Origin of the sequence: Lysobacter sp. Hz25 (assembly GCF_046097045.1) — a bacterium.
Lineage (GTDB): Bacteria > Pseudomonadota > Gammaproteobacteria > Xanthomonadales > Xanthomonadaceae > Lysobacter > Lysobacter antibioticus_B.
In genome coordinates this window covers 4,420,642-4,443,939 of sequence record NZ_CP175666.1, presented here as the reverse complement: position 1 = coordinate 4,443,939, position 23,298 = coordinate 4,420,642, and the positions used below count along the sequence as shown (strand labels likewise).

The 23,298-nt window shown below is 67.5% G+C and carries 14 protein-coding genes and 1 pseudogene; 8 read left to right on the top strand and 7 right to left on the bottom strand.

What is annotated here, in order from left to right; translation table 11 throughout:
* Positions 1-31: 31 nt before the first annotated feature.
* Together ACKN61_RS18265 and ACKN61_RS18260 are read right to left on the bottom strand one after the other, a co-directional pair.
* Entirely contained in the window at positions 32-529 is a 498-nt protein-coding gene (locus tag ACKN61_RS18265) for a cell wall hydrolase (protein WP_408950719.1), read from the bottom strand.
* A 742-nt stretch (positions 530-1,271) separates the two neighbouring features.
* Positions 1,272-3,320: an FAD-dependent oxidoreductase gene (locus tag ACKN61_RS18260; protein WP_408950718.1), complete on the bottom strand. Its 2,049-nt coding sequence runs from the start codon at positions 3,318-3,320 to the stop codon at positions 1,272-1,274.
* 171 nt (positions 3,321-3,491) lie between these two features.
* On the opposite strand from ACKN61_RS18260, the gene ACKN61_RS18255 reads away from it, so the two are divergent.
* The 4 genes from ACKN61_RS18255 (at position 3,492) to fusA (ending at position 11,476) form a co-directional block, all read left to right on the top strand.
* Entirely contained in the window at positions 3,492-4,949 is a 1,458-nt protein-coding gene (locus ACKN61_RS18255; RefSeq protein WP_408950717.1) for a hypothetical protein, read from the top strand.
* A complete protein-coding gene (locus tag ACKN61_RS18250; protein WP_408950716.1) occupies positions 4,946-5,938 on the top strand; it encodes a hypothetical protein in 993 nt (330 codons plus the stop codon). Before ACKN61_RS18255 ends, ACKN61_RS18250 begins: the two co-directional genes overlap by 4 nt.
* Positions 5,931-8,732, top strand: coding sequence for an AAA family ATPase (locus ACKN61_RS18245; protein ID WP_408950715.1), 2,802 nt, complete (start codon positions 5,931-5,933; stop codon positions 8,730-8,732). The genes ACKN61_RS18250 and ACKN61_RS18245 overlap by 8 nt, the downstream gene beginning before the upstream one ends.
* A gap of 680 nt (positions 8,733-9,412) precedes the next feature.
* Positions 9,413-11,476, top strand: a complete 2,064-nt coding sequence (fusA, locus tag ACKN61_RS18240; RefSeq protein ID WP_408950714.1) for an elongation factor G — start codon at positions 9,413-9,415, stop codon at positions 11,474-11,476.
* 91 nt (positions 11,477-11,567) lie between these two features.
* On the opposite strand, the gene ACKN61_RS18235 is transcribed toward fusA, so the two are convergent.
* From ACKN61_RS18235 to ACKN61_RS18225, 3 genes and pseudogenes are all read right to left on the bottom strand, one after another.
* The gene (locus ACKN61_RS18235) at positions 11,568-12,584 is read right to left on the bottom strand and encodes a zinc-binding alcohol dehydrogenase family protein (protein ID WP_408950713.1); all 1,017 of its coding nucleotides are present in this window, start codon (positions 12,582-12,584) and stop codon (positions 11,568-11,570) included.
* 53 nt (positions 12,585-12,637) lie between these two features.
* Positions 12,638-13,669, bottom strand: a pseudogene (locus ACKN61_RS18230) (aldo/keto reductase).
* 26 nt (positions 13,670-13,695) lie between these two features.
* Positions 13,696-14,940, bottom strand: a complete 1,245-nt coding sequence (locus ACKN61_RS18225) for an SGNH/GDSL hydrolase family protein (protein WP_408950712.1) — start codon at positions 14,938-14,940, stop codon at positions 13,696-13,698.
* A 134-nt stretch (positions 14,941-15,074) separates the two neighbouring features.
* On the opposite strand from ACKN61_RS18225, the gene ACKN61_RS18220 reads away from it, so the two are divergent.
* Positions 15,075-15,980 (top strand): LysR substrate-binding domain-containing protein, encoded by a 906-nt coding sequence (locus ACKN61_RS18220; RefSeq protein ID WP_408950711.1) that lies wholly within the window; start codon positions 15,075-15,077, stop codon positions 15,978-15,980.
* Between the two features lie 222 nt (positions 15,981-16,202).
* Here the strand turns inward: ACKN61_RS18220 and ACKN61_RS18215 are convergent, their stop codons facing one another.
* A complete protein-coding gene (locus tag ACKN61_RS18215; RefSeq protein ID WP_408950710.1) occupies positions 16,203-17,456 on the bottom strand; it encodes an MFS transporter in 1,254 nt (417 codons plus the stop codon).
* Between the two features lie 101 nt (positions 17,457-17,557).
* Between ACKN61_RS18215 and ACKN61_RS18210 the strand changes: the two genes are divergently transcribed.
* The gene (locus tag ACKN61_RS18210; protein ID WP_223620358.1) at positions 17,558-18,472 is read left to right on the top strand and encodes a LysR family transcriptional regulator; all 915 of its coding nucleotides are present in this window, start codon (positions 17,558-17,560) and stop codon (positions 18,470-18,472) included.
* A 982-nt stretch (positions 18,473-19,454) separates the two neighbouring features.
* Here ACKN61_RS18210 and ACKN61_RS18205 read toward each other — a convergent pair.
* Positions 19,455-20,246 carry a class III extradiol ring-cleavage dioxygenase gene (locus ACKN61_RS18205; RefSeq protein WP_223620359.1) on the bottom strand — a complete coding sequence of 264 codons (792 nt, stop codon included), beginning with the start codon at positions 20,244-20,246 and terminating at the stop codon, positions 19,455-19,457.
* 226 nt (positions 20,247-20,472) lie between these two features.
* Between ACKN61_RS18205 and ACKN61_RS18200 the strand changes: the two genes are divergently transcribed.
* Together ACKN61_RS18200 and ACKN61_RS18195 are read left to right on the top strand one after the other, a co-directional pair.
* Positions 20,473-21,930, top strand: coding sequence for a bifunctional 2-methylcitrate dehydratase/aconitate hydratase (locus ACKN61_RS18200; RefSeq protein ID WP_408950709.1), 1,458 nt, complete (start codon positions 20,473-20,475; stop codon positions 21,928-21,930).
* Between the two features lie 230 nt (positions 21,931-22,160).
* Positions 22,161-23,249, top strand: coding sequence for an OmpA family protein (locus tag ACKN61_RS18195; RefSeq protein ID WP_408950708.1), 1,089 nt, complete (start codon positions 22,161-22,163; stop codon positions 23,247-23,249).
* The last annotated feature ends 49 nt before the right edge of the window (positions 23,250-23,298 follow it).

Sequence of the window (23,298 nt, the reverse complement as noted above, 5' to 3'; positions counted from 1 at the left end):
CTTTGCTGACGCTTCAGCCTTTATGTAGGCATCAGCCTTTGCTGACGCCTTTGGGCAACTCGGCCTCGGCGATGACGCGGCGCGGCTTGAGCTTCTGCACCTTGTAGAAGGTGTGATCGCCGATGGTCGCGACCTGGTAGGCGTTGCGCCAGGACGGGCTGGCGATCGCGAGGGCGGCGAAGTGGCTCGCGCCCGGCACGATTTCCTTGCGCTGACCGGCCGGCAGGGCCCAGTTGCGTTCGGCGGCCAAGGCGACGTTGACCGACTCGGTCCAGGCCTCGCTATTGTTCAGACGGGTGCCCGGCGAGACCAGGCTCGGGGCGAACTGCTTGTTGGCGGTGACCACCTGGCAGACCGTCGTGCCCCACAGGCCGCTGTCGCGACGACGCAGGGCGACCTCGGCGACGGCTTGCTGGCCGCGCAGGGACTGATCGCGGGCTTCCAGGTACACGGTGGTGCTCAAACACAGCGAATCGGCGGTTTGTGGCGGCAATACCGAGGCCAACCACAGGATCCAGGCCAGTTTCATCGTTGACTCCTTGCTCCGTTGCGCTGGCCGCACTCCGTCTCCCATCTCCACGAATCGGGAGATGGCGACAGCGGTGAGGCCGCATGGCGTACTGGGGAGGGCGGCGGCTCTACGGCGCGCTTTGCCCCGTCACCGGGAACCGTGTCTTGTCCGACGCGGGCGGTGTGGGATGCCACCTCTGCAGGGGTGGCGGAAAAGTTGGCGCAAGGTAGCGACGGCTTGCCAAACAAACCCTGAATGACAATTTCTAAGTTTCTAAATTAGTTGGAGTTTTTATTCTGAATAGGGCCTAGACCCTTGGTTTCATTGGGCTTCAGCCCGGCACGAACCGTGCCCGGGTCGTCTCAGCCATTCATGATCCAGACTGGCGGAGGCGGTCCGCAGCGTCGATTTGGCGTCTCCGGCCCCGGGTGGACTCGGCCATCGGCTGGATTCGGGCCTGTCCGGCCGCTTCGAACCCCAGGGGTAGGAGTGGCGCAAGCCGCGACCACGACCCGTGGGGTGCCGGCACTGCGATCCAGGCGAGCGTTCCTGGTCTGTATGGGGCCGGCTGCGGCCGCTGATCGCGACTTTGCAGACATATATATGTATCGCCGCAGGAGAGCGGCGACTCGGCGCTTCGATGTCCGGCTACGACGCAGCCGCAAGCAGGCTGCTGCGTGTCGTTTTACAAGGCAGCCGCAAGCCGGCTGCTGCTGCGTATCTCTACAAGGCAGCTGCGAGGCGGCTGCTGTGTATCGTTTTACAAGGCAGCCGCAAGCCGGCTGCCTTGGTCGATCGCGCGCTTGGCGTCGAGTTCGGCGGCGACGTCGGCGCCGCCGATCACGTGCACCGGCTTGCCGCTGTCGGCGAGCGCAGCGGCGAGCGGCTTGAACGGCTCCTGGCCGGCGCAGATCACGACCTGATCGACCGGCAGCAATTGCTCGCTGCCGTCGACGCGGATGCGGAAGCCATCGTCGTCGACGCCGACGTATTCGACCCCGCCGATCATGCGCACCTGCTTGGCCTTGAGGGTGGCGCGGTGGATCCAGCCGGTGGTCTTGCCGAGCTTCGCGCCGGGCTTGCTAGGGCTGCGCTGCAGCAGCCAGACCTCGCGCGCCGGCGGTTCCGGCCGCGCTTCGATCAGGCCGCCGCGGTTGTCGCCGTAGCCCAGGTCGACGCCCCATTCGGCGCGCCAGCGCGCCGGGTCCAGGCTGACCGAATGACCTTCGTGGACCAGGTACTCGGCGACGTCGAAGCCGATGCCGCCGGCGCCGATGATCGCGACGCGCTTGCCCGGCACCACGTGCCCCTTGAGCACGTCGAGATAGGAACAGACCTTGGCGTGGTCGGCGCCGGGGAAATTCACCTGGCGCGGGGCGATGCCGGTCGCCAGCACGACCTCGTCGAAACCGGCCAGCGCGGCCGCGTCGGCGCGCGTGCCCAGGCGCAGCTCGACCCCGGTCTGCTCGATCTTGCCGCCGAAGTAACGCAGGGTTTCGTGGAACTCTTCCTTGCCGGGAATCTTCTTGGCCAGGTTGAACTGGCCGCCGATCTCGTCTGCGGCATCGAACAGGGTCACGCGATGGCCGCGTTCGGCCGCGACCGTGGCGCAGGCCAGCCCGGCCGGGCCGGCGCCGACCACGGCGATGCGCTTGGGCGCGCGGGTCGGCAGGTAGTTCAGCTCGGTTTCGGCGCAGGCGCGCGGGTTGACCAGGCAGCTCGCGTGCTTGTTCTGGAACACGTGGTCCAGGCAGGCCTGGTTGCAGCCGATGCAGGTGTTGATGTCGGCGCTGCGTTGCGCGCGCGCCTTCGCCACCCAGTGCGAATCGGCCAGCAGCGGCCGCGCCATCGACACCATGTCGGCCTCGCCCGCGGCGAGGATGCGCTCGGCCACGTCGGGCATGTTGATGCGGTTGGTGGTGATCAGCGGCACGCCGACCTCGGGCTTGAGGCGTGCGGTGATGCCGGTGAAGGCGCCGCGCGGCACCGAGGTGGCGATGGTCGGCACCCGCGCTTCGTGCCAGCCGATGCCGGTGTTGATCAGGGTCGCGCCGGCGGCTTCGATGGCCTTGGCCTGCACGACCACGTCGGCCCAGCTCGAACCTTCGTCGACCAGGTCGATCATCGACAGGCGGTAGATGATGATGAAGTCCGGCCCGCAGGCCTCGCGGATGCGGCGCACGATCTCGACGCAGAAGCGGATGCGCTGGGCGGTGTCGCCGCCCCAGGCGTCCTTGCGCTTGTTGGTGCGCGGCACGGTGAACTGGTTGAGCAGATAGCCTTCCGAACCCATCACTTCGACGCCGTCGTAGCCGGCTTCGCGGGCGAGCTTGGCGGTGCGCACGAAGGCCTTGATCTGGCGCTCGACCCCGCCGGCCGACAGCGCGCGCGGGGTGAACGGGTTGATCGGCGCCTTGAGCTTGCTCGGCGCCACCTGCAGCGGGTGATAGCCGTAGCGCCCGGCGTGCAGGATCTGCATGCAGATGCGCCCGCCGTGCTGGTGCACGGCCTTGGTCACCTGGCGGTGCTTGGCGGTTTCCCAGGGCCAGCTGAGCTTGCCGCCGAAGGGCTTGAGCCAGCCGACGATGTTCGGGGCGAAGCCGCCGGTGACGATCAGGCCGACCCCGCCGGCCGCGCGCTCGCCGAAATAGGCCGCCAGCTTGGGGAAGTCGGCGGCCTTGTCTTCCAGGCCGGTGTGCATCGAGCCCATCAGCACGCGGTTGGGCAGGGTGCAGAAGCCCAGGTCCAGCGGCGCGAACAGCTGCGGATAAAGCGGATGCGGGGCGGAGTTGCTGGCGGCCGTGGACATGCTGGCTGGATACGCTGGCGTATGGATTGTGCACGATGCCGGGAAAGCCGTGCTAATTCAAGGTCCCCGTCAAAGCGGCGCGAGGACAGGCACCGAACGCGGCGGATTGCAACGGTTGTCACGGACCGGACCCATCGCCGAACATGCCCGACCCTCCGTAGTCCCGAGTCCATGGACGCCGCCCCAGACCACAGCCTCCAGGATTACCTGCGCGCCGACATCGTCGCCGCCGACCTGCCCGACCTGCAGCCGCTGCTGGGCGCGCGCGATCTGCTGCGCGCGTTCTCGACCCTGTTCCACGGCGGCGAAGAATCGGTGATGGTGCGGCTGCTGGTGCTGCGCGCCATCGGCGAGCGCGGCCAGGCCCCGGACTGGACGCCGCAGGAACTGCGCGAGCACTTCGGCTACCTCGACCCGGTCAAGTTCGACACCGTGATCGGCCGCCTGCGCGAGAACGACCTGTTGCTGTGGGACGGCGAAACCCAGCGTTACCGCATCAGCCCGGTCGGGCGCCAGGCGCTGGCGTCGATCGGCCTGCTGCTGCAGTTCAACCGCGAAGGCGACGAACTGGCCTACGTCACCGCGCAGATCGCCGCCGGCCAGGCGGTCGGCCGGGTGCGTTCGGACGATCTGCAACATCTGCTGTCGCGCCTCAACGAGTTGCGCGAGGACTTCGACCAGGCGGTGCTCAGCGGTTCCGAACACCGCATCCAGCGCGCCGCCGGCACCTTGCAGTCGGCCTGGCGCTGGATCGAGAAGGGCACCGAGATCGTCGAGGAGATTTCCTCGGACGTCGAACTCGACAGCCACACCCACCGCGTCGCCCAGCAGATCGGCCGCGCCCAGAGCGCGATGCTGCGCCAGGCCTCGGTGTTCCAGCGCGCGCTGAGCCAGCTCGACCGTCATCGCGTGCACCTCGGCGCGAGCGGTCTGTCGTCCTCGGACGTCAACCGCTATTTGCGCGGGCTCGACATCGAGGCGCTCGCCGCGCATGCCGACGACGTGCTCGCGCGTTCGGCGATCCCGGCCTTCATGCTGGCGCCGATCGCGCTCGACGTGGCCGAGTACGAACTGGTCGAACGCGAGCGCGAAGCGCGCGAAGACCAGTCCCTGCCGCCAGCGCAGGCGGCACCGGATACCGATGCCTCGCCGGCCGCGGCGACCGACTTCCAGTTCGCCGAGCGTTGGCTGGACGAATTGATGTCGCTGACCGGCGACGCTTCTGAACTGATCGACGTGGTGCCGCAGGACAGTTTCTCGGTCAGCGCTTATCGCCTGTCCTTGCTCGGCCTGATCGGCGACCCCGGCGCGGAGAACCGCAACGGCGTCAGCGCCTCGATGGCGCGGTTGCCGCTGTCGTGGCGGGTCGAGCCCGAATTCGAGATCGTCGATCGCGCCGGCGTGGCTTACATGAGCCGCGGCCGTCTCGAAGCGGTGACCGAGGAAATGCGACTCGCTGCGCGCGCACCGCGCAGGCGCGCGGCGAAGCACGAAACCCCCGACGGCGGCGACGCGTCCACGGACGAACGCCAGGCCGCGGCCAAACCCAAGAAGACCGCCTCCGGGCGCGGCGCCGCGCCCTCGGGCAAACGCGCCAAAGCGACCAAGGACACCGCAGACACCCGATGAACGATCCCATCGCCTCTTTGATCGCGCGCCTGATCGCCGAGCGTTGGCTGCCGCGCGACGACGCAGCGGTCCGCGAACTGCTGACCGACGCCGAACAGCGCAACGACCTCGACCGCCGCCTCGCTGCGGCCGGCATGCGCCTGCTCGAACATCCTTACGCCGCCAACATCGCCGTCGGCATCGCCCGCCCGCAGGAATCGGCGGTGTTCGGCAGCGCCAAGGCCTGGTCCTCGACCAACCTGCAACTCGACCGCGACGCCGTCGCGCTGTTGGTGGTGCTGTGGGCGCTGTTGGTGCTGCCCAAGCGCCAGCGCCAGATCGCGCGCCAACAGGCCGACCGCGACCAGGACCAGGAGCAGATGTTCGCCGAGCTCAAGCCGATTCCGGTCGGCGCCGAAGTGGTGGAGCCGATCAACGAGCGCACCTTGCTCGCCGACTTCGGCGAAAAGCTCGGCGGCAAGACCCGCATCCAGTTCAACCTGGGTTCGCTGGCGCGGCAGGGTTTCATCGTCCGCCGCAAGGAACGCATCCACGAGGGGCCGTTGCTGGACCTGGCCCTGGACTACGAACGCATCGCCGGCCGGGTCATGAACGGCGCGTTGTCCTTCGTCGTCGCCGAAGCGCGCCACTACAGCGCCGACAGCGCCGAACCCGAAGGCGAGAGCGCGGCCGAAGCCGAAGCCGACGCGGCGTTGCTGGCCGACATCGAGGCCGGCATCTATTCCGACCTCGACACCTATGCCGAGGCGAACGCCGAATACGAATCCGCGATGGCGCTCGACGCCGACGCGGCGGGGCCGTTGCCGGAGCTCGCCACGGATGAAGCCGATGCGGCCGATGGCGACGGTGTCGAAGCCGATATCGAAGCGGAAGTCGATGCAGACGCACAGACCGTCGCAAGCGACGACGCGGCCGACGCCGACAGCGACGACGAAGCGATTGCGTCCACCGAACTGAAACACGACGAGGAGGCCGCGGCCGATGTTTGAATTCCGCTCGCTCGAAGTCGTGCACTGGGACTATTGGCAGCGCTTCCAACTGCCGCTGGATGCGTCCATCGTCACCGTGGTCGGGCCCAACGGCTCGGGCAAGACCACCTTGCTCGATGCGCTGCGCACCCTGCTCGCGATCGAGGATCGCGACACCGCGCGCGACTACAAGACCTATCTGCGCCACAACGGCAAGCCGTATGCCTGGTTGCGCGCGGTGGTCAGCAACCGCCCCGACCGGCGCGGCGGCCGGCCGTTCTTCCCGATCAAGGACGACGTGGTCACCCTGGCCTGCCGCATCCGCAAGCGCGGCGGCGACTGGAGCCGCGATTATCAGATCGTCGCCGGCGACACCCCGGTGGAAACCCTGGAGCAGGGCGGCGAATGGCTGGGCGTGCGCGACTACCGCGTGCGCCTGGCCGGTGCCGGCCTGACCCGCGCGATCTGCCGCGTGTTGACCCTGGAACAGGGCGCGACCGACAAGCTCTGCCAATATTCGCCACGCGAACTGCTGCAGCTGATCTTCGACGTGTTCGAAGACAAGGCCGTGCTCGACGACTACCAGCGCGCCCGCACCGAGCAGTTCGACGTCGAGAAGGAATTGCAACAGCTCGGCCAGGACCTGGCCGGCCTGCATCTGCGCCTGGAATCGGCCAAGGCCGACGTGCGTTCGTTCGAGGAAGGCAATGCCCTGCGTAATCAGCGCCAGCGCCTGGAAAGCGAAATCGCGCCGAAGGTCGAACTGGCCGATCAGCGCGCGGTGATCGACGGCGCCAAGCCGCGTTTGACCGGTTTGCGCCGCGCTTTGCGCGAACGCGAGCGGGTGCTGGAAGAGATGCGCGCGCAGGACGCCATCGCCGCGACCGGCCGCGACGTGCTGCAGGAAGCGATGCGCGAAGCGCGCCGCCAGGTGACGGCCAGCGAACAGGCCTTCACCCAGGCCCGCGACGCCGCGCGCGACGCCGAGATGCTGGTCAAGCGCCGCGACGAGCTGGCCAAGCTGCAGGCGCAGCGCGGCGCCATCGACGTCGAGGCGCTCAGCGCCAGCGTCGAGAACGGCCGTCGCCGCCAGGCCGAGCTCAAGCTCGAAGCCGAGCGCGACCGCAAGCGCAGCGGCGAGATTTCCGCGCAGATCGCCGCCCTCAGCGGCGGCGGCCGCATCATCGAGCCGTTCGAGCGCGATTTCCGCGCCGGCCTCGACCAGGCCGGCATCAAGCACCACGTGCTGACCGAACTGGTCGAGATCACCGATCCGCAATGGTCGGTCGCGATCGAGGCCGTGCTCGCGCCGTATCGGCATCTGCTGGTGCTGGAAAACCCCAAGGACGCGCGCGTCGCCTGGAAGCTCGGCGAGAGCCAGCAGTACCGCCACTTCATCGTCGCCGAACGCGCGCCGGTGCCGAAGGCCGGCGCCGGCACCTTGCTCGAAGTCGTGCGTTTCTCGGCCGACCCGCCGGCGTGGTTGCCGCGCCAGCTCGACCGCATCCGCCGCGTCACCGACATCGAACACGGCTCGCGTTTGCCGGCCGGGCAGGACTGGATCACCCAGAAGGGCTATCTGCGCGAAAGCCGCGGCGGCCGCCATATCGGTGGCACCCAGCACCACTTCGGCACCGGTGCGCGTCAATCGCACCTGGCCGAGTTGCGCGCCGAACTCGCCGCGATCGCCCAGCGCAGCCAGGTGCGCGAAGCCGAGCTGCAGGAACTAAGCCAGCGCGTCGACGCCGAGCAATCGCGCCTGATGGGGCTCGACGCCGCGCAGGAACTGGTTACCCGCGCGGCCGAATTCGCCGATGCCCAGGCGCGGCTGCCCGGTCTCGCCGAGGCTGCCGCCGAAGCCGCCGCGGCGCTGGCCCAGGCCCGCGCCAAGATCGACGAGGCCGCCGAGCAGGACAAGGCCGAAGGCATCGCCGCGGCCAAGCGCCAGGGCCAGATCGACGCGCTCGCCCGCGAGCTGCGCGAACGCGCGCAGCAGATCAACGGCGAACGCCAGAGCCTGATCCAGCGCATCCTCGACTACCGCCGCAAGCGCGCGATGATGCCGGAGGCCTGGCGCAGCGCCGTCGCGCTCGCCGCCGCACGCGAAGAGTACGAAAGCGCCTCGGCGGTGCGCCGCGAGATCGAGCGCATGGACGACCGTCTTTCCCGCGGCGGTTTCGTCGACGACGAGTCCTGCATCCCGTTGCGCGACAAGATCGCGGCCGATCATGGCGAACTGGAGAATTCCATCGGCCGCCGCGAATCGCATCTGGAACGCGCCAAGCGCCTCACCCAGGAAGCGCGTGGCGCCTACATCAACGTGCTGCGCGCCACCGTGCGTCGCTACAAGAAGAACCTTGCCGCGCTCGGCGAACTCGCCGGCATCGGCGTCGACGCCGACATGCCCGAACTGGCCAACGACGACGTCGCCCTGGCCCAGGCCGGCCTGTCGGTGCGTTTCGATTTCGACCGCAAGGGCTGGATCGGCCTCGACGACGGCGAAGCTTCGGGCGGACAGCAGGTGATGAAGTCCCTGTTGCTGCTGGTGGCCTTGTTGCGCGACGAAGACCAGCCGGGCGGCTTCGTCTTCATCGACGAACCCTTCGCCCACCTGGACGTGTTCAACATCGAGAAGGTCGGCCGCTTCCTGCGCGCCACCGATGCGCAGTACATCCTGACCACGCCGATCACCCACAATCTCAACGTGTTCGAGCCCTCGGACCTGGTCTTGGCGACCAGCAAGCGCCGCGGCGGCAACCCTTGGGCCGAAGCGGTGGCCGTGCTCAAGCGCAAGCTGGAAGACAAGGCGGCGTAATCGCGAGGCGGCGGTGCCGCCTCGGTTGTGCTACCCGCCCCCAACTTCCGCTGTTCCCCCCTTTCGAAAAAGGGGGGGATTTTCTTTGGCCCTCTCAAAGCCAAAGCAAATCCACCGCGCTGTGAATCTCACTCCGCAGCGAAGCCCGCGTCGGGCGTTCGCCCCCTTCTACAAAGAAGGCCATGGTTCGCGCCTGCCTCGTACCTGCGAAGGCAGACGATGCGGGCCGCGCTTTGTGCCTCAGGTGGAACGATAAATCCCACCGATCCTGGGCCTGGCCCGATTGACTCCTGCCGCGCCGGGCTTACTCTATGCACACCCAAAACCGCAGTCGCACCGCATCCATGAAGTCGTTCCCGCTACTGATATCGCTGCAAGCCCAGCGCGAGAGCGCGGGCCGGGTGCGCCTGCCTCCTGTGATCTTCGGTTCCGGGTCGATGTAATCGACCGGTCGAAGCCACACCAGAACAGAGCACCCGCAAGGGTGCTTTTTTATTGCCCGCTGTTCTTCGCCGGCCCGGGCCGAACAGGTTCCCGGGTCGGATTCCCTTCACTGCAATGCCCGGAAAACCAAGGAGAACGTGCCATGAATTCCACGGCCGAAACCCAAACCTAGCCGCGCGCCCCGGAGCCAACAGGGACGCGCGGCCTCCCATGTTGGCAACAAGGCAAGCATTCTCATGAACACCACGCTTCGTAACGTTTCGACCCCCTCCCGCTGGCGCAACCTCGGCATCATCGCCCACGTCGACGCTGGCAAGACCACGCTGACCGAACGCCTGTTGTGGAAAACCGGCGCCATCCATCGCGTCGGCGAAGTCCACGACGGCGCCGCGACCACCGACTACACCGAGATCGAACAGCGTCGCGGCATCACCATCGGCGCGGCCGCGGTGCAGACCTTCTGGACGCCGCAGGACCAGGCCGAACACCGGCTGACGATCATCGACACCCCGGGACATATCGATTTCGCGATCGAAGTGGAACGTTCCCTGCGCGTGCTCGACGGTGCGGTCGCCGTGTTCAGTGCGGTCGACGGCGTGCAGCCGCAATCGGAAACCGTGTGGCGCCAGGCGCGTCGCCACGGCGTGCCCTTGATCGCATTCGTCAACAAGATGGACCGCGTCGGCGCGTCGTTCGATCTCGTGCTCGCGCAGATGCGCGACAAGCTCGATGCGACGCCGTGGCCGATCGGTCGGCCGCTCGGCGCGGAAAGCGAGTTGCGCGGTTGGGTCGATCTGGTCGATCGCAGCGTGGTGCTGTGGGACGACGCCGGCGCGAGCCTGCGGCGCGCCTGGAGCGACGAAGAGGCCGCCGAGTACGCGCCGCTGCGTAACCGCCTGATCGAACAGGTCGCCGACCACGACGACGAGCTCGCCGAGGCCTTCCTCGACGCGCGCGCCATCGATGCCGAGCTGCTCAAGGCGGCGCTGCGACGCGCCACCCTGAAAGGCGCGGGCACGCCGGTGCTGGCCGGCTCGGCGTTCAAGAACAAGGGCGTGGAAACGCTGTTGGACGCGATCGTCGATTACCTGCCGTCGCCTCTGGACCGTCCTGCGGTCCAGGCCGAAAGCGAAGCCGGTGAGGTGTCCCTCGCTGCCGACGCGACCGGCCCGCTGAGCGGTCTGTTGTTCAAGATCGTGCACCAGGAGCACGGCGCGCTGTCGTTCATCCGGCTGTACTCCGGCACCTTACGGGTCGGCGACACGGTGTGGGCTTCGGGACGCGGGCGCGCGCAACGCGTCGGTCGCTTGCAGGTGGTGCAGGCCAACCGCGGCCAGGACGTCGAGGTGGCCTATGCCGGCGAGATCGTCGCGGTGGCGGGCTGGAAGGACGCGGTCAGCGGCGAAAGCCTCAGCGGCGTCGGACGCAAGCTGGTGCTGGATTCGATCCAGGCCCAGCCGGCGGTGCTGTCGTGGCGTCTGACGGCCGGCAAGGCCAGCGACCTGATCCGTCTAGGACAGGGCCTGGCGAGCCTGGCCCAGGAGGACCCGTCGTTCCGCGTCGGCACGGATGCCGAGACCGGCGAAACGCTGGTGTGGGGCATGGGCGAGCTGCATCTCGACGTCATGGTCGAGCGCCTGCGCCAGGAGTGGAACGTCGAGGTGCGCACCGGTTCGCCGCGCGTGGCTTATCAGGAAACACCGAGCAAGCCGGTGTCGGGCGTGGAAGGCAAGCTGTCGAAGCAGAACGGCGGTTCCGGCCAGTTCGCGCGCGTGGTGATTGATGTGACGCCGCGCAGCGACGGTCAGTTCGAGTTCGTCGACCGCACCAGCGGCGGCGTGGTGCCGAGAAACTTCGTCGCCGCGACCGAGAAAGGCCTGCGTGCGGCGCTGGCGGAAGGCCCGCGCGGCTACCCGGTGGTCGGCCTCAGCGTCAGCCTGGTCGACGGCGAGACGCACGCGGTGGATTCGTCGGAACTGGCGTTCCAGCGTGCCGCGTCGGACGCGCTGAAGGCGGCGTTGGCCTTGGCCGGCACGACCTTGCTCGAACCGGTCATGGCGCTGGTCGTCGACACGCCCGCCAGCAACGTCGGCGATGTGGTCGGCGACCTGCAGCGGCGTTCCGGACGCGTGCTGTCGATCGAGGACAAGGGCAGCCGGACCGACGTTACCGCCCGCGCGCCGCTGGCGCAGTTGTCGGGCTATACGACCACGCTGCGTTCGTTGACGCAGGGCCGGGCCTCGGCCTCGATGGTGTTCGACAGCTACGAAGAAGCGCGCTCGGCGCCGAAAGCGGCATGAAGCCGAGTCGGTAAAGAGGAAAGGGAAGGGGCCGGCATGCCGGCCCCAAGAGACTTCAGCGTCATGCCTCGGTGACTAAGAAACGCACCCCTCACCATCCCGCCAACACCACCTTCCCGATCGTAGTCCCCGACTCCAGGCGGCGATGCGCCTCTCGCAAAGTCTGCGCATCGATCTTGCCGAGGGTCTGCGTGTGCGTGCCCTTGAGTTCGCCGGCGTCGATCAGTTCGGCGACGCGGTCGAGCAAGCGGCCTTGTTCGATCATGTCGGCGGTGCGGAAGCGCGGGCGCGCGAACATCATTTCCCAGTGGATGCCGATGCATTTGGCCTTGTACGGGTCGCCGATCTTCAAGGCGCCGCTCGGTTCGACGATCAGGCCCAGGTGGCCTTGCGGCGCGAGCAGTTCGCCGAGCACCTCCCAGTAACGATCGGTATCGGCCAGATTGAGCGCGGCATCGACCAGTTCGATGCCGAGCGCCTGCAACTGCGGCGCCAGCGGCTGGCGATGATCGACGACTTCATCGGCGCCCATGCGCCGGCACCATTCGACCGTTTCCGCACGCGAGGCGGTGGCGACGACGCGGAAGCCGGCGCGCTTGGCGATCTGGATCGCGATCGAGCCGACTCCGCCGGCACCGGCGATGACCAGCAAGGTCTTGCCGCGGCCGCCGTGTTCGCTGTCGTAGGGCATGCGCTGGAACAACAGCTCCCAGGCGGTGATCGCGGTCAGCGGCAGCGCCGCGGCTTCGGCTGCGCTCAGCGATTTGGGCGCCGCGCCGACGATGCGTTCGTCGACCAGATGCAACTCGCTGTTGGTGCCGGGACGGGTGATGTCGCCGGCGTAGTAGACGCGGTCGCCGACCTTGAAGCGGGTGACGGCTTCGCCGATGGCCTCGACCACGCCGGCGGCGTCGTAGCCGAGCACGCGCGGCTGCGCTTCGACCTGCGGCTTGGGCGAGCGCACCTTGGTGTCGACCGGATTGACCGAGATGGCCTCGACCCGCACCAGCAGGTCGTGGCCGCTCGCGTTCGGCGCGGGCAGGTCGACGTCGAGCAGCGACTGCGGATCGTCGATGGGCAGGTAACGGGTCAGGGCGACGGCTTTCATGGAGACTCCAGGGGGACGAGACGAGGGAATGAGGGGATGAGCGAGCGTGGGGATCAGACCGGCGCCGGATTGCGTTCGGCGAATTGTCCGTTCCAATACGGGTAGTAAGGGTAGGGCGGCGTGACGGCGCTGGCTGCGTCGAGTTTCGCGATCTGCGCCGCATCGAGGTTCCAGCCGATCGCGCCGAGGTTCTGCCGCAGTTGCTCCTCGTTGCGCGCGCCGATCAGCACGGTCGATACGGTCGGCCGTTGCAGCAGCCAGTTCAAGGCGATCTGCGGCACGCTCTTGCCGGTCTCGGCGGCGATCTCGTCGAGCGCATCGACCACGCGGTACAAACGCTCCGGGTCGACCGGCGGGGCGAAGCCTTCGGTGTCGTGCAGGCGGCTGCCTTCGGGCAGCGGCTGGCCACGGCGGATCTTGCCGGTCAGGCGGCCCCAGCCGAGCGGGCTCCACACCACTGCGCCAACGCCCTGGTCCTGGCCGAGCGGCATCAGCTCCCATTCGTAGTCGCGGCCGATCAGCGAGTAATAGGTCTAGTTGGCGACGAAGCGCGAGTAACCGTAACGGTCGGCGACGGCCTGCGATTTCATCAGCTGCCAGCCGGAAAAGTTCGACGCGCCGATGTAGCGCACCTTGCCGGCGCGGACCAGGTCGTCGAGCGTCGACATCACCTCTTCGACCGGCGTCATCGCATCGAAGTGATGAAGCTGCAGCAGGTCGATGTAGTCGGTATCGAGGCGCTTGAGCGCCTTGTCGGTGGCGCGCAGCAAATGGTGACGCGAGGCGCCGACATCGTTGGGGCCATCGCCGGCGCGCAGGGTCAGCTTGGTCGACAACACGACCTCGTCGCGGCGGCCCTTGATCGCCGCGCCGAGGATCGATTCGGAGGCGCCGTCGGAATAGACGTCGGCGGTGTCGAAGAAGTTGACCCCGGCCTCGAGGCTCAGGTCGACCAGGCGGCGTGCCTGGTCGGTGTCGGTATTGCCCCAGGCGCTGAACAGCGGGCCTTTGCCGCCGAAGGTGCCGGCGCCGAAGCCGAGTGCGGAAACCTTGAAGCCGGAGCGGCCGAGTGTGCGGTAATCCATGGTGGTGTCCTCGTGGGAAAGGGGAATCAGCGGCCGAACAGCAGGGTTTCGTCGATGGCTGCGGCCATCGCGCGGTAGCCGGCGTCGCCGGGGTGCAGGTGGTCGCCGGAGTCGTAGGCCGGCAGGAAACGCGTGGGGTGCTGCGGGTCGCGGACGACCGCATCGAAATCGACCACCGCATCGAACTCGCCGCTGCTGCGGATCCATTCGTTCACCGTCTGGCGCACGCGGTCTTTGTCGAGGTTGTAATAGCCGTGGACCGGCGAACCTTCGAGCGCGCCTTCGAATGGCGTCAGCGTCGCGCCGACGATCCGCACCGACTGAGTGCGGGCGCGGGCGATCAGTTGCCGGTAGCCGGCGATCAGGCGCTCGGCGCTCATGGCCTCGCGCTTGGGTTCGAAGCTGCTGCCGGGCCAGGCGATGTCGTTGATGCCGAGCAGGACGATCGCGGCATCGGCCTTGCGCCCGAGCACGTCGCGCTCGAAGCGGGCGAGGGCGCTGACGCCCATGCCGTCGTTGAGCACCTGGCCGCCGGAGATGCCGGCGTTGAGCACGGCGATGTCGCGTTGCGCCAAGCGTGCGGCAAGTGCGTCGGGCCAACGCTGGTTACGGTTCGGGGTGGAACCGGCGCCGTCGGTGATCGAATCGCCGAGCGCGATCACGCTGCGGGTCGGGCGCGGCGCATCGACGATGACGCCGCTGAGCCAGGGACGCGTCTGCAGCACCTGTCCCTTCGCCAGGACGGCGTCGGCGACGCGATTGCCGGCGACGAGGTAAGCGTCTTGACGGCCCTCCCAATGGAAGCTCTGGAGCGGCGTGGTCTGCGGCAGGTACAGGCTGACCGCGACCTCGCCGAGCGCGGCGACCTCGAGTTCGACCGGGTCGCTGAGCACCGGCGCGCCGGGCTGGATCGTTACCGACGGCTGGCCGCCGAAGCTCAGGGCGCGGTCGCTGCCGGTCTCGATGCCGGCAGCGCCGGCGCTGCGGGCGATATGCGCCGAGCCGATGGTCACCGGGCGGTCGCCGTAGGCGTTCGACAGCTCGATGCGGACCCGCGAGCCGCCGACGCTGACCCGCGCGACCTGGCGCAGGGTCTGGTCGCGCAACTCGGCCGGGGCGCCGTTGGGCAGGACGAAATCGGGGGCCAAGGTCGGCTGCGGGCTGGCGGCCCAGGTGCCGACCCAACGGGCGGCGTCGGCGGCCTGGGCCGGGGCGATGAAAGCGATGGCCAGCAGTGCGGCGGTCAGGGGCTTGAGCAGGGAAGTCTTCATGGCTTGGGTTCGGTAGGCGTCGCGGATTCGACGGGGTTCAAGTTAGGTTCTTCCGAATCTGGCCGGTAGAAGGCAAAATCGCATATAGCCCATTCCATATTGGAATGATTCTTTGAAACGACAGCGAGGCCGCCGTGGACACCCTCCGCTCCATGCAGACCTTCGTGCGCGCGGTCGAACTCGGCAGCCTGTCGGCGGTCGCTCGCGAACAGCACACGACCCAGCCGACGGTCAGCAAGATCGTCGCCGCGCTCGAACAAGACCTCGGCGTGCGCCTGCTGCAACGGAGCACCACCCACCTCGCCCCGACCGAACAAGGCCGGCGTTTCTACGAACGCGCGCGGCGGGTGTTGGAGGAATACGGCGAGGCGGTCGCCGACGCGCGCGGCTCCACCGAAACCCCGGCCGGCCTGTTGCGGGTCAGCGCGCCGGTCAGCGTCGGCGTGCTGCGCATGAACCGCCTGGTGCAGGAGTTCCTCGCGCTGTACCCGCAAATCGAGATCGAGCTGATCCTCAACGACCGTTTCGTCGATCTGGTCGAAGAGGGCATGGACGTCGCCTTGCGGCTCGGCGCGACCTTGCCGCCGAACGTGGTCGCGCGTCGCGTCGCGGTATCGCCGCGCGGCCTGGTCGCGTCGGTCGGCTATCTGCGCAGCCATCCCAGGATCGAACGGCCGCAGGACGTGCTCGCGCACAACTACCTGCGCTTCGCCTGGGCCAGCGAGCACTACGAACTGCACGGCCCCGATGGCGAGACGGTCAAGCTCGGCGCCAACGGCCGTTACCGCATCAACAACTCGCTCGGCATCCGCGAAAGTTTCCTGATCGGCAGCGGCCTGGGGTTGGCGCCGGCCTGGCTGGTGCAGGATCTGATCGACAGCGGCGAGCTGGCCTGGGTGTTGCCGCAATGGAAAGCTTCGCCGCACGAGGCCTTCCTGTTGTATCCCTCGCGCCGCTATCAGCCGCTGCGCACGCGCGTGTTTCTGCAGTTCCTCGGCGAGCGGCTGACGCAGTCGCCGGGGTTTTTCGCGGTGGAGTGAGGGGTCGGGATTACCGTCATTCCCGCGTAGGCGGGAATCCAGGGCTTTACCGCGACATGGCTCTGAAGTCTCTGCGGCCCGACCAGGGCGCACAGCGCCCTGGCGTTGACTGATGCGCGAGCCGGTGGCTCGCAAGCGCATCCCGTCATCCCCGCCTAGGCGGGGATGACGGGCAACAGCGAAAGCACGCACGTGTAACGGCACGCGCACGAGGGGCAACACTCAACCCGCCGCGCACGCGGCAACCGCGTCGTCGCTTTCCTTGCCCACGGCTATCGCCGTCCGCCCGGGCGCATCCAACCGCGCCGCCCACACCGCCAACACCAGGCCCGACAGCGTCACCAAGGCCGCGACCCAGGTCACCGCACCGAGGCCGGGGCCGTATTCGATCACCGCGCCGCCGAGCCAGGCGCCGAGCGCGTTGCCGAGGTTGAAGGCGCCGATGTTGAGGCTGGACGCCAGGTTCTGCCCGGCCGGATCGGTCTTCTGCAGCACCCACAGCTGCAGCGGCGACACCGTCGCGAACGCGGCCACGCCGAGCAGGCCGACGAAGGCGATCGCAGCGATCTGGTTGTGCAGGGCGAAGGTCATCAGCCCGAGCACGGCAGCCAGCGCGATCAAGGTCGAGATCAAGGCCGGCGCGAGGCGTTTGTCGGCCAGGCGCCCGCCGAGGATGTTGCCGAGGATCATGCCGACGCCGAACACCAACAAGATCGGCGACACCGCCGCCTCGCCGAACCCGCTGATGCGGGTCAGGATCGGCTGGATGAAGGTGTAGACCGTGAACACGCCGGCGAAGCCGAGCACCGTCATCGCCAGGCCGAGCAGCACCTGCGGATGCACGACCGCTTTCACTTCCTTGCGCAGCGCGACGGGCTCGGGCGCCTTCTTTTCTTTCGGCACCAGGGTCGCGATGACGACGGTGGCGATCAGGCCGATCACGGCCACGGCCCAGAACGTCGAACGCCAACCGTGGTGCAGGCCGAGCCAGGCGCCGGCCGGCACGCCGAGCAGGGTGGCGACGGTCAGGCCGGTGAACATGATCGAGATCGCCGAAGCTTTCTTGTCGGCCGGCACCAGGCCGGTCGCGACCACCGCGCCGACGCCGAAGAAGGTGCCGTGGGCGAGCGAGGTGATCACCCGCGCGATCATCAGCACGGTGTAGTTCGGCGCGATCGCACAGACGATGTTGCCGATGGTGAAGATCACCATCAGCGCTACCAGCACCGCCTTGCGCGGCATGCGCCCGGTGGCGATGGTCAGCACCGGCGCGCCGACGAACACGCCCAGGGCGTAGCCGGAGATCAACAGCCCGGCCGCGGCCAGGCCGACCTGCAGGTCGGCGGCGACCTGCAGCAGCAGGCCCATGATCACGAACTCGGTGGTGCCGATACCGAAGGCGCCGACGGTCAGCGCGTACAGCGCGACCGGCAGGCCGCGGCGGGCGGCAGGCGTAGCGGGGGAGGAGGCATGCATGACGGCGTGTCCGCGGAAACGATGCGGCAGCCTAGGCCGTTGCATCTTGTCGAAAAACGCCCAAGATGACGAATCACTATCAACGATTTGTTGAGAATGTCATGGACCGCATCGCCGACCTCAGCCTGTTCCTGCGCGTGCTCGACCTCGGCTCGATCAGCGCCGCCGCCCGCAGCCTCGACCTGTCGGTCGCGGTCGCCAGCCAACGCCTGAAGCGGCTCGAACGCGACCTGGGCGTGCGCCTGCTGCACCGGACCACCCGGCAACTGCACGCCACCGCCGAAGGCACCGCCCTGGCCGAACGCGGTCGCGCGGTGATCGAAGAGCTCGAAGCCCTGACCGCCGACCTGCGCCAGGCCGGCAGCGAACCGAGCGGCATCTTGCGCGTGACCACCTCGGCCTCGTTCGGGCGCATGTACATCTCGCCCCTGCTGCCGGAGTTCCAGCGCCGTTATCCGGCGGTGCGGCTCAGCGTCAACCTCAACGACGAGCGCCTGGACCTGATCGGTTCCGGCATGGACCTCGCCATCCGGATCGGCCCGCTCGACGACTCCAGCCTGGTCGCGCGCAAGCTCGCCGACAACCGCCGCGTGCTGGCTTGTTCGCCCGACTACCTGCGTCGTCGCGTCGCCCCGCGCATACCGCAGGACCTCGCCGACCACGAATGCCTGCTCCTGGTCGGCGCGCAGGGGCGCATGGAGTACTGGAGCCTGCTCGACCGCGACGGCCATGCCTCCAGCCTGCGCGTCAACGGCCACCTCGAGAGCAACTTCGGCGAAGTCTTGCGCGACGCCGCGATCGCCGGGCTCGGTATCGCCCACTTCTCGGTCTGGCACGTGCACGAGGATCTGCGCAGCGGGCGATTGGTGCGCGTGTTGCCCGATTACACCTTGCCCGACACCGCGATCAGCGCGGTGATGCCGCAACGCCGTTTCGTACCGACGCGGGTGCGCGTGTTCGTGGATTTTCTCGCCGAGTGGTTCGGCGAGGTGCCGCCGTGGGAGCGGGGTGGGTGAGGAGGTCGATTGAAGGGTTCGTCGTCGCTGCTGCTTCGACGGCTGTCGGATCCTTCTCTAGTTCGTGTCTTCCGCCAGACCGGCGCCATCTTGTCTCGGCGCAAACACGCGGCTGCGTGGTCGCGGCTTGCGCCGCTCCTACCCAAGAGCAGCGACGGCCGTTGCCGTTGCCATTGCTGTTGCTGTTGCTGTGCGCCGTCTCGCACTCGCGAAGGCTAAAGAAGACCCGGAGGGTGGCGCGCAGGGATGCGCGCCGTTTTTCATCGGGACAGGGATGTCCCGTATGAAAAATCCCTGCGGAGGCACCGCTCGTGCGGGCCTGTGATTCAAAGAAAAGCATTTTTCTTTGGTTACCTTTCTTTTGTTGCTTTAGACAAAAGAAAGTAACCCGCCGCTTTAGTGGCGGAAGCTTTTGGCGTTTGATCTTGCTGGACAGATGCGCCGCGATACCGCCACGACGTGGTCGCGGCTTGCGCCGCTCCTACCCTGACGGGCTTCGGCCGGCATCGGTGCGAGATTGATGCGACGCGGTCGCGGCTCACGCCGCTCCTACAGCGGAAGGATTCGCAATGTTCCATTCTTCAAGCAAGTGCAAGGCTTCCGTCCGCTACGCGGCCGGGTTACTTTCTTTTGCTAAGCCCAAAAGTCCGACTGGATTCCCTTCGGTCAAAGGTAACCAAAGAAAAGGGCTCTCCTTGCAAGGGCACAGGCCACGAGTGCGATGCTGTCGCCGGGATTTTCCGATAAGACGTCCCTGTCTTATCGGAAAACGCCGCACGTCCTGTGCGGCGCCCTCCGGGTCTACTGTTGACCGGCAAAGCAGCAAAGCAGATCAAAATCTCGGCAACGGCAACGGCAACGGCAACGGCAACGGCAACGGCAACGGCCGTGGCTGCTCTTGGGTAGGAGCGGCGCGAGCCGCGACCGCGCAACTGCATGCGCGACGAAACCAGACCGCCCGGCTATAGCGCTAACCCGTCCCTCAATCGAACGCGAACGCATCCAGCGCCAACGACCCCATCTCGTGCGAACGATGGATCGTGCGCACTCTCGGTTCGTCGCCGGCCGCGCCCATCGCCACGAACAGCGGCATCAGATGTTCGACGGTCGGATGCGCATGACGCGCGTGCGGGGCCTGTTCCTGCCAGTCGAGCAGGGCCGCGTGGTCGCCGGCGGCGAGTTTGTCGTGCATCCAGGCGCTGAACTCGGCCGCCCACGGCGGCATCGGTGCGTCGCGGTGGCGCCAGTCCAGGTCGCCCAGGTTGTGCACGAAACCGCCCGAACCGATCACCAGCACGCCTTCGTCGCGCAACAACGACAAGGCGCGGCCGACGGCGTAATGCTCGGCGGCGGTGCCGTGCGGCATCACCGACAGCGGCACCACCGGGATATCGGCCTGCGGGTACATGCGCCGCAACGGCACCCACACGCCATGGTCGAGGCCGTGGTGATCGCGCAGCTTGGCCGGCAGGCCGGCAACCACCAGGCGATCGAACACTTCTTCGGCCAGGTCCGGCGAGCCGGCGGCGGGGTAGTGGATCTGGTACAGCGGCTCGGGGAAGCCGCCGAAGTCGTGCACGGTATGCGGGCGGACGTGGCCGCCGACCATAGTCCGGTCGGTCATGAAATGCGCCGAGGCGATCACGATCGCGCGCGGCCACGGCAGTTGCTGGCCGAGGTCGTCGAGAAAACGCCCGGCGGGCGTGTCCTCGATCGCCAACATCGGCGAACCGTGGGAAAGGAACAGCGTCGGCAGGCGGGTCGGGATGTCCATGACCCCAGGGTGATCCCGCTCGCGCTGTTTTCCAAGTTGGGCCGCTGTGCCTGATCGTTCTGCCGTTGTGCGCAATGCCCGGAATGGAGCTGCATTGTTGAAGGCGCTTGCGCGAGGCAAGGACGTCCGCCACAGAACCGCAAGTGGGACAGGCGGACGGCCGACCCCGCCGCGTCGTCCGGGTCTGGCAAAATAGCGGGCTCACTCACCCGCAGGCCCCTTGCACATGAGCCACTTCGATATCCGTTCGACCGTCCGTCCCGACCCCGACAAGCCGATGGTGGACATCGCCGACTACGTCGCCGATTACAAGATCGATTCGAAAGAGGCTTACGACACCGCCCGCTACATGTTGCTGGACTCGCTGGCCTGCGCCGCGCTCGCGATGGACCACAAGGAATGCCTGAAGCACCTCGGCCCGCTGGTGCCGGGCGCCGAGATGAAGGGCGGCGCGCGCGTCCCCTACACCGGCTTCGAGCTCGACCCGGTCCAGGCCGCCTACAACATCGGCGTGCAGATCCGCTGGCTCGACTTCAACGACACCTGGCTCGCCGCCGAATGGGGCCACCCCTCCGACAACCTCGGCGCCATCCTCGGCGTCGCCGATTACCTGGGCCGCAAGGCCGAGGCCGAAGGCGGCCAGGCCATGACCGTGCGCGACGTGCTCGGCCACGCCATCAAGGCCCACGAGATCCAGGGCGGCTACGCGCTCAAGAACTCGTTCAACCGCGTCGGCCTCGACCACGTGATCCTGGTGCGCCTGGCCTCGACCGCCGTCACCACCCAGATGCTCGGCGGCGACAAGGACGCGATCGTCACCGCGGTCTCGCACTCGTGGATCGACAACGGCGTGCTGCGCACTTACCGCCACGCCCCGAACACCGGCCCGCGCAAGAGCTGGGCCGCCGGCGACGCCTGCCGCCGCGCCGTCACTCACGCCCTCAACGCCGTCAAGGGCGTGGTCGGCTACCCGAGCGCGCTGTCGGTCAAGACCTGGGGCTTCTACGACATCGCCTTCAAGGGCAAGCAGTTCGAGTTCGAGCGTCCGTTCGGCAGCTACGTGATGGAAAACGTGCTGTTCAAGATCAGCTTCCCGGCCGAGTTCCATGCCCAGACCGCGGTCGAGTGCGCGATGAAGCTGCACGAGCAGGTCAAGGACAAGCTGGACCAGATCGAGCGCATCGAGCTTGAGACCCAGGAAGCCGGCGTGCGCATCATCGACAAGACCGGCCCGCTGGCGAACTACGCCGACCGCGACCACTGCCTGCAGTACATGGTCGCCGTGCCGCTGATCTTCGGCCGCCTGACCGCCGACGACTATGTCGACGCCGTCGCCGCCGACCCGCGCATCGACGCCCTGCGCGACAAGATGACGGTCAAGGAGAACGAGCAGTTCACCAAGGACTACTTCGACCCCGACAAGCGCTACATCGGCAACTCGGTGCAGGTGTTCTTCAAGGACGGCAGCTCGACCGACAAGGTCTCGATCGATTACCCGATCGGCCACCGCAAGCGCCGCGCCGAGGGCATCCCGGTGCTGATGGCCAAGTTCGAGGCCGCCGTGCGCGCCAAGCTGCCGGCCGCCCAGGCCGACCGCCTGCTGGCCCTGGCCAACAACCCGGCCGAGCTGGAAGCGCTGCCGGTGACCGAGTTCATGAGCCTGTTCGCCCAGCCGGCCCGTTAATCAACACCCCGGATGTGCACAACCATCGTTTGGATTCGGTACGCCCAAACTGAATGGACTGCGACCCGGTTCCATAATTCATGGAACTTGGTCGAATGTTAGACGGTTGTTAACACCGCTTTCACGTTGGCAAACCTACTCTGCGCGGGATGGCGTCATCAGGCGGCCGTCCTGAACGGTAGAAACCTCGCAGACGCGGTTTCCATATTTTTGAACCAAGGAGCTACAAGATGAATAAGAAACTCCTCTGCGCCGCCCTGCTGGGTGGCCTGAGCCTTGCCCAGGTCGCCAGCGCGCAGGACTTCGACGATCGTTGGTACCTGACCGGCGCTGCCGGCATGAACATCCAGGACAACGACCGCGGTACCCGCAACGCTCCGTTCGGCGCGATCGGCCTGGGTAAGTTCCTGAGCAAGAACTGGTCGCTCGACGGTGAGCTGAACTACCAGAACCCGAAGTTCGACGCCAACCAGGACGCCAACTGGAGCCAGTACGGCATCTCGTTGGACCTGCGCCGCCACTTCGTCACCGACGGCCGCAACTGGAACCCGTACCTGCTGATGGGCCTGGGCTACCAGCGTTCGGAAGAGGAATACTTCATCCCGTCGCCGCTGTCGCCGGCTGACCGCAAGGACGGCAACTTCGCCGCCAAGGTCGGCGTCGGTATCCAGGGCGACCTGGGCCGCGTCGGTATCCGCACCGAACTCGCTTACCGCGCCGACTTCGACGACAGCAGCGTCAACGCTCCGTCGGAAGACTGGTTCGGCGACGTGCTGGCTTCGGTCGGCATCGTGGTGCCGCTGGGTCCGGAACCCGTCGCTCCGGTCGGTCCGGCTCCGGTGGTTGAGCCGGGCTGCGCCGACAAGGACGACGACGGCGACGGCGTGAACAACTGCGACGACAAGTGCCCGGGTTCGCAGGCTGGCCAGACCATCGGTCCGGACGGCTGCCCGGTGCCGGTGACGATCGACCTGAAGGGCGTCAACTTCGACTTCGACAAGGCCACGCTGCGTCCTGACGCGGTTGCGATCCTGAACGAAGCCGCTGAGATCCTGAAGCGTTACCCCGACCTGAAGGTCGAGGTGGCCGGTCACACCGACTCGAAGGGCACCGATGCGTACAACCAGAAGCTGTCGGAGCGTCGCGCGAAGGCTGCGTACGACTACCTGACCAGCAATGGCGTGGACGCTGGCCGTCTGGTGGGTCCGGTGGGTTACGGCGAGAGCCGTCCGATCGCTCCGAACACCAACGAAGACGGTTCGGACAATCCGGAAGGCCGTGCGAAGAACCGTCGCACCGAGCTGAACGTCCAGAACTAAGCGATACCCGCGGGTTCTTCGGAACCCGCACCGCAACACCCGAAGCCCG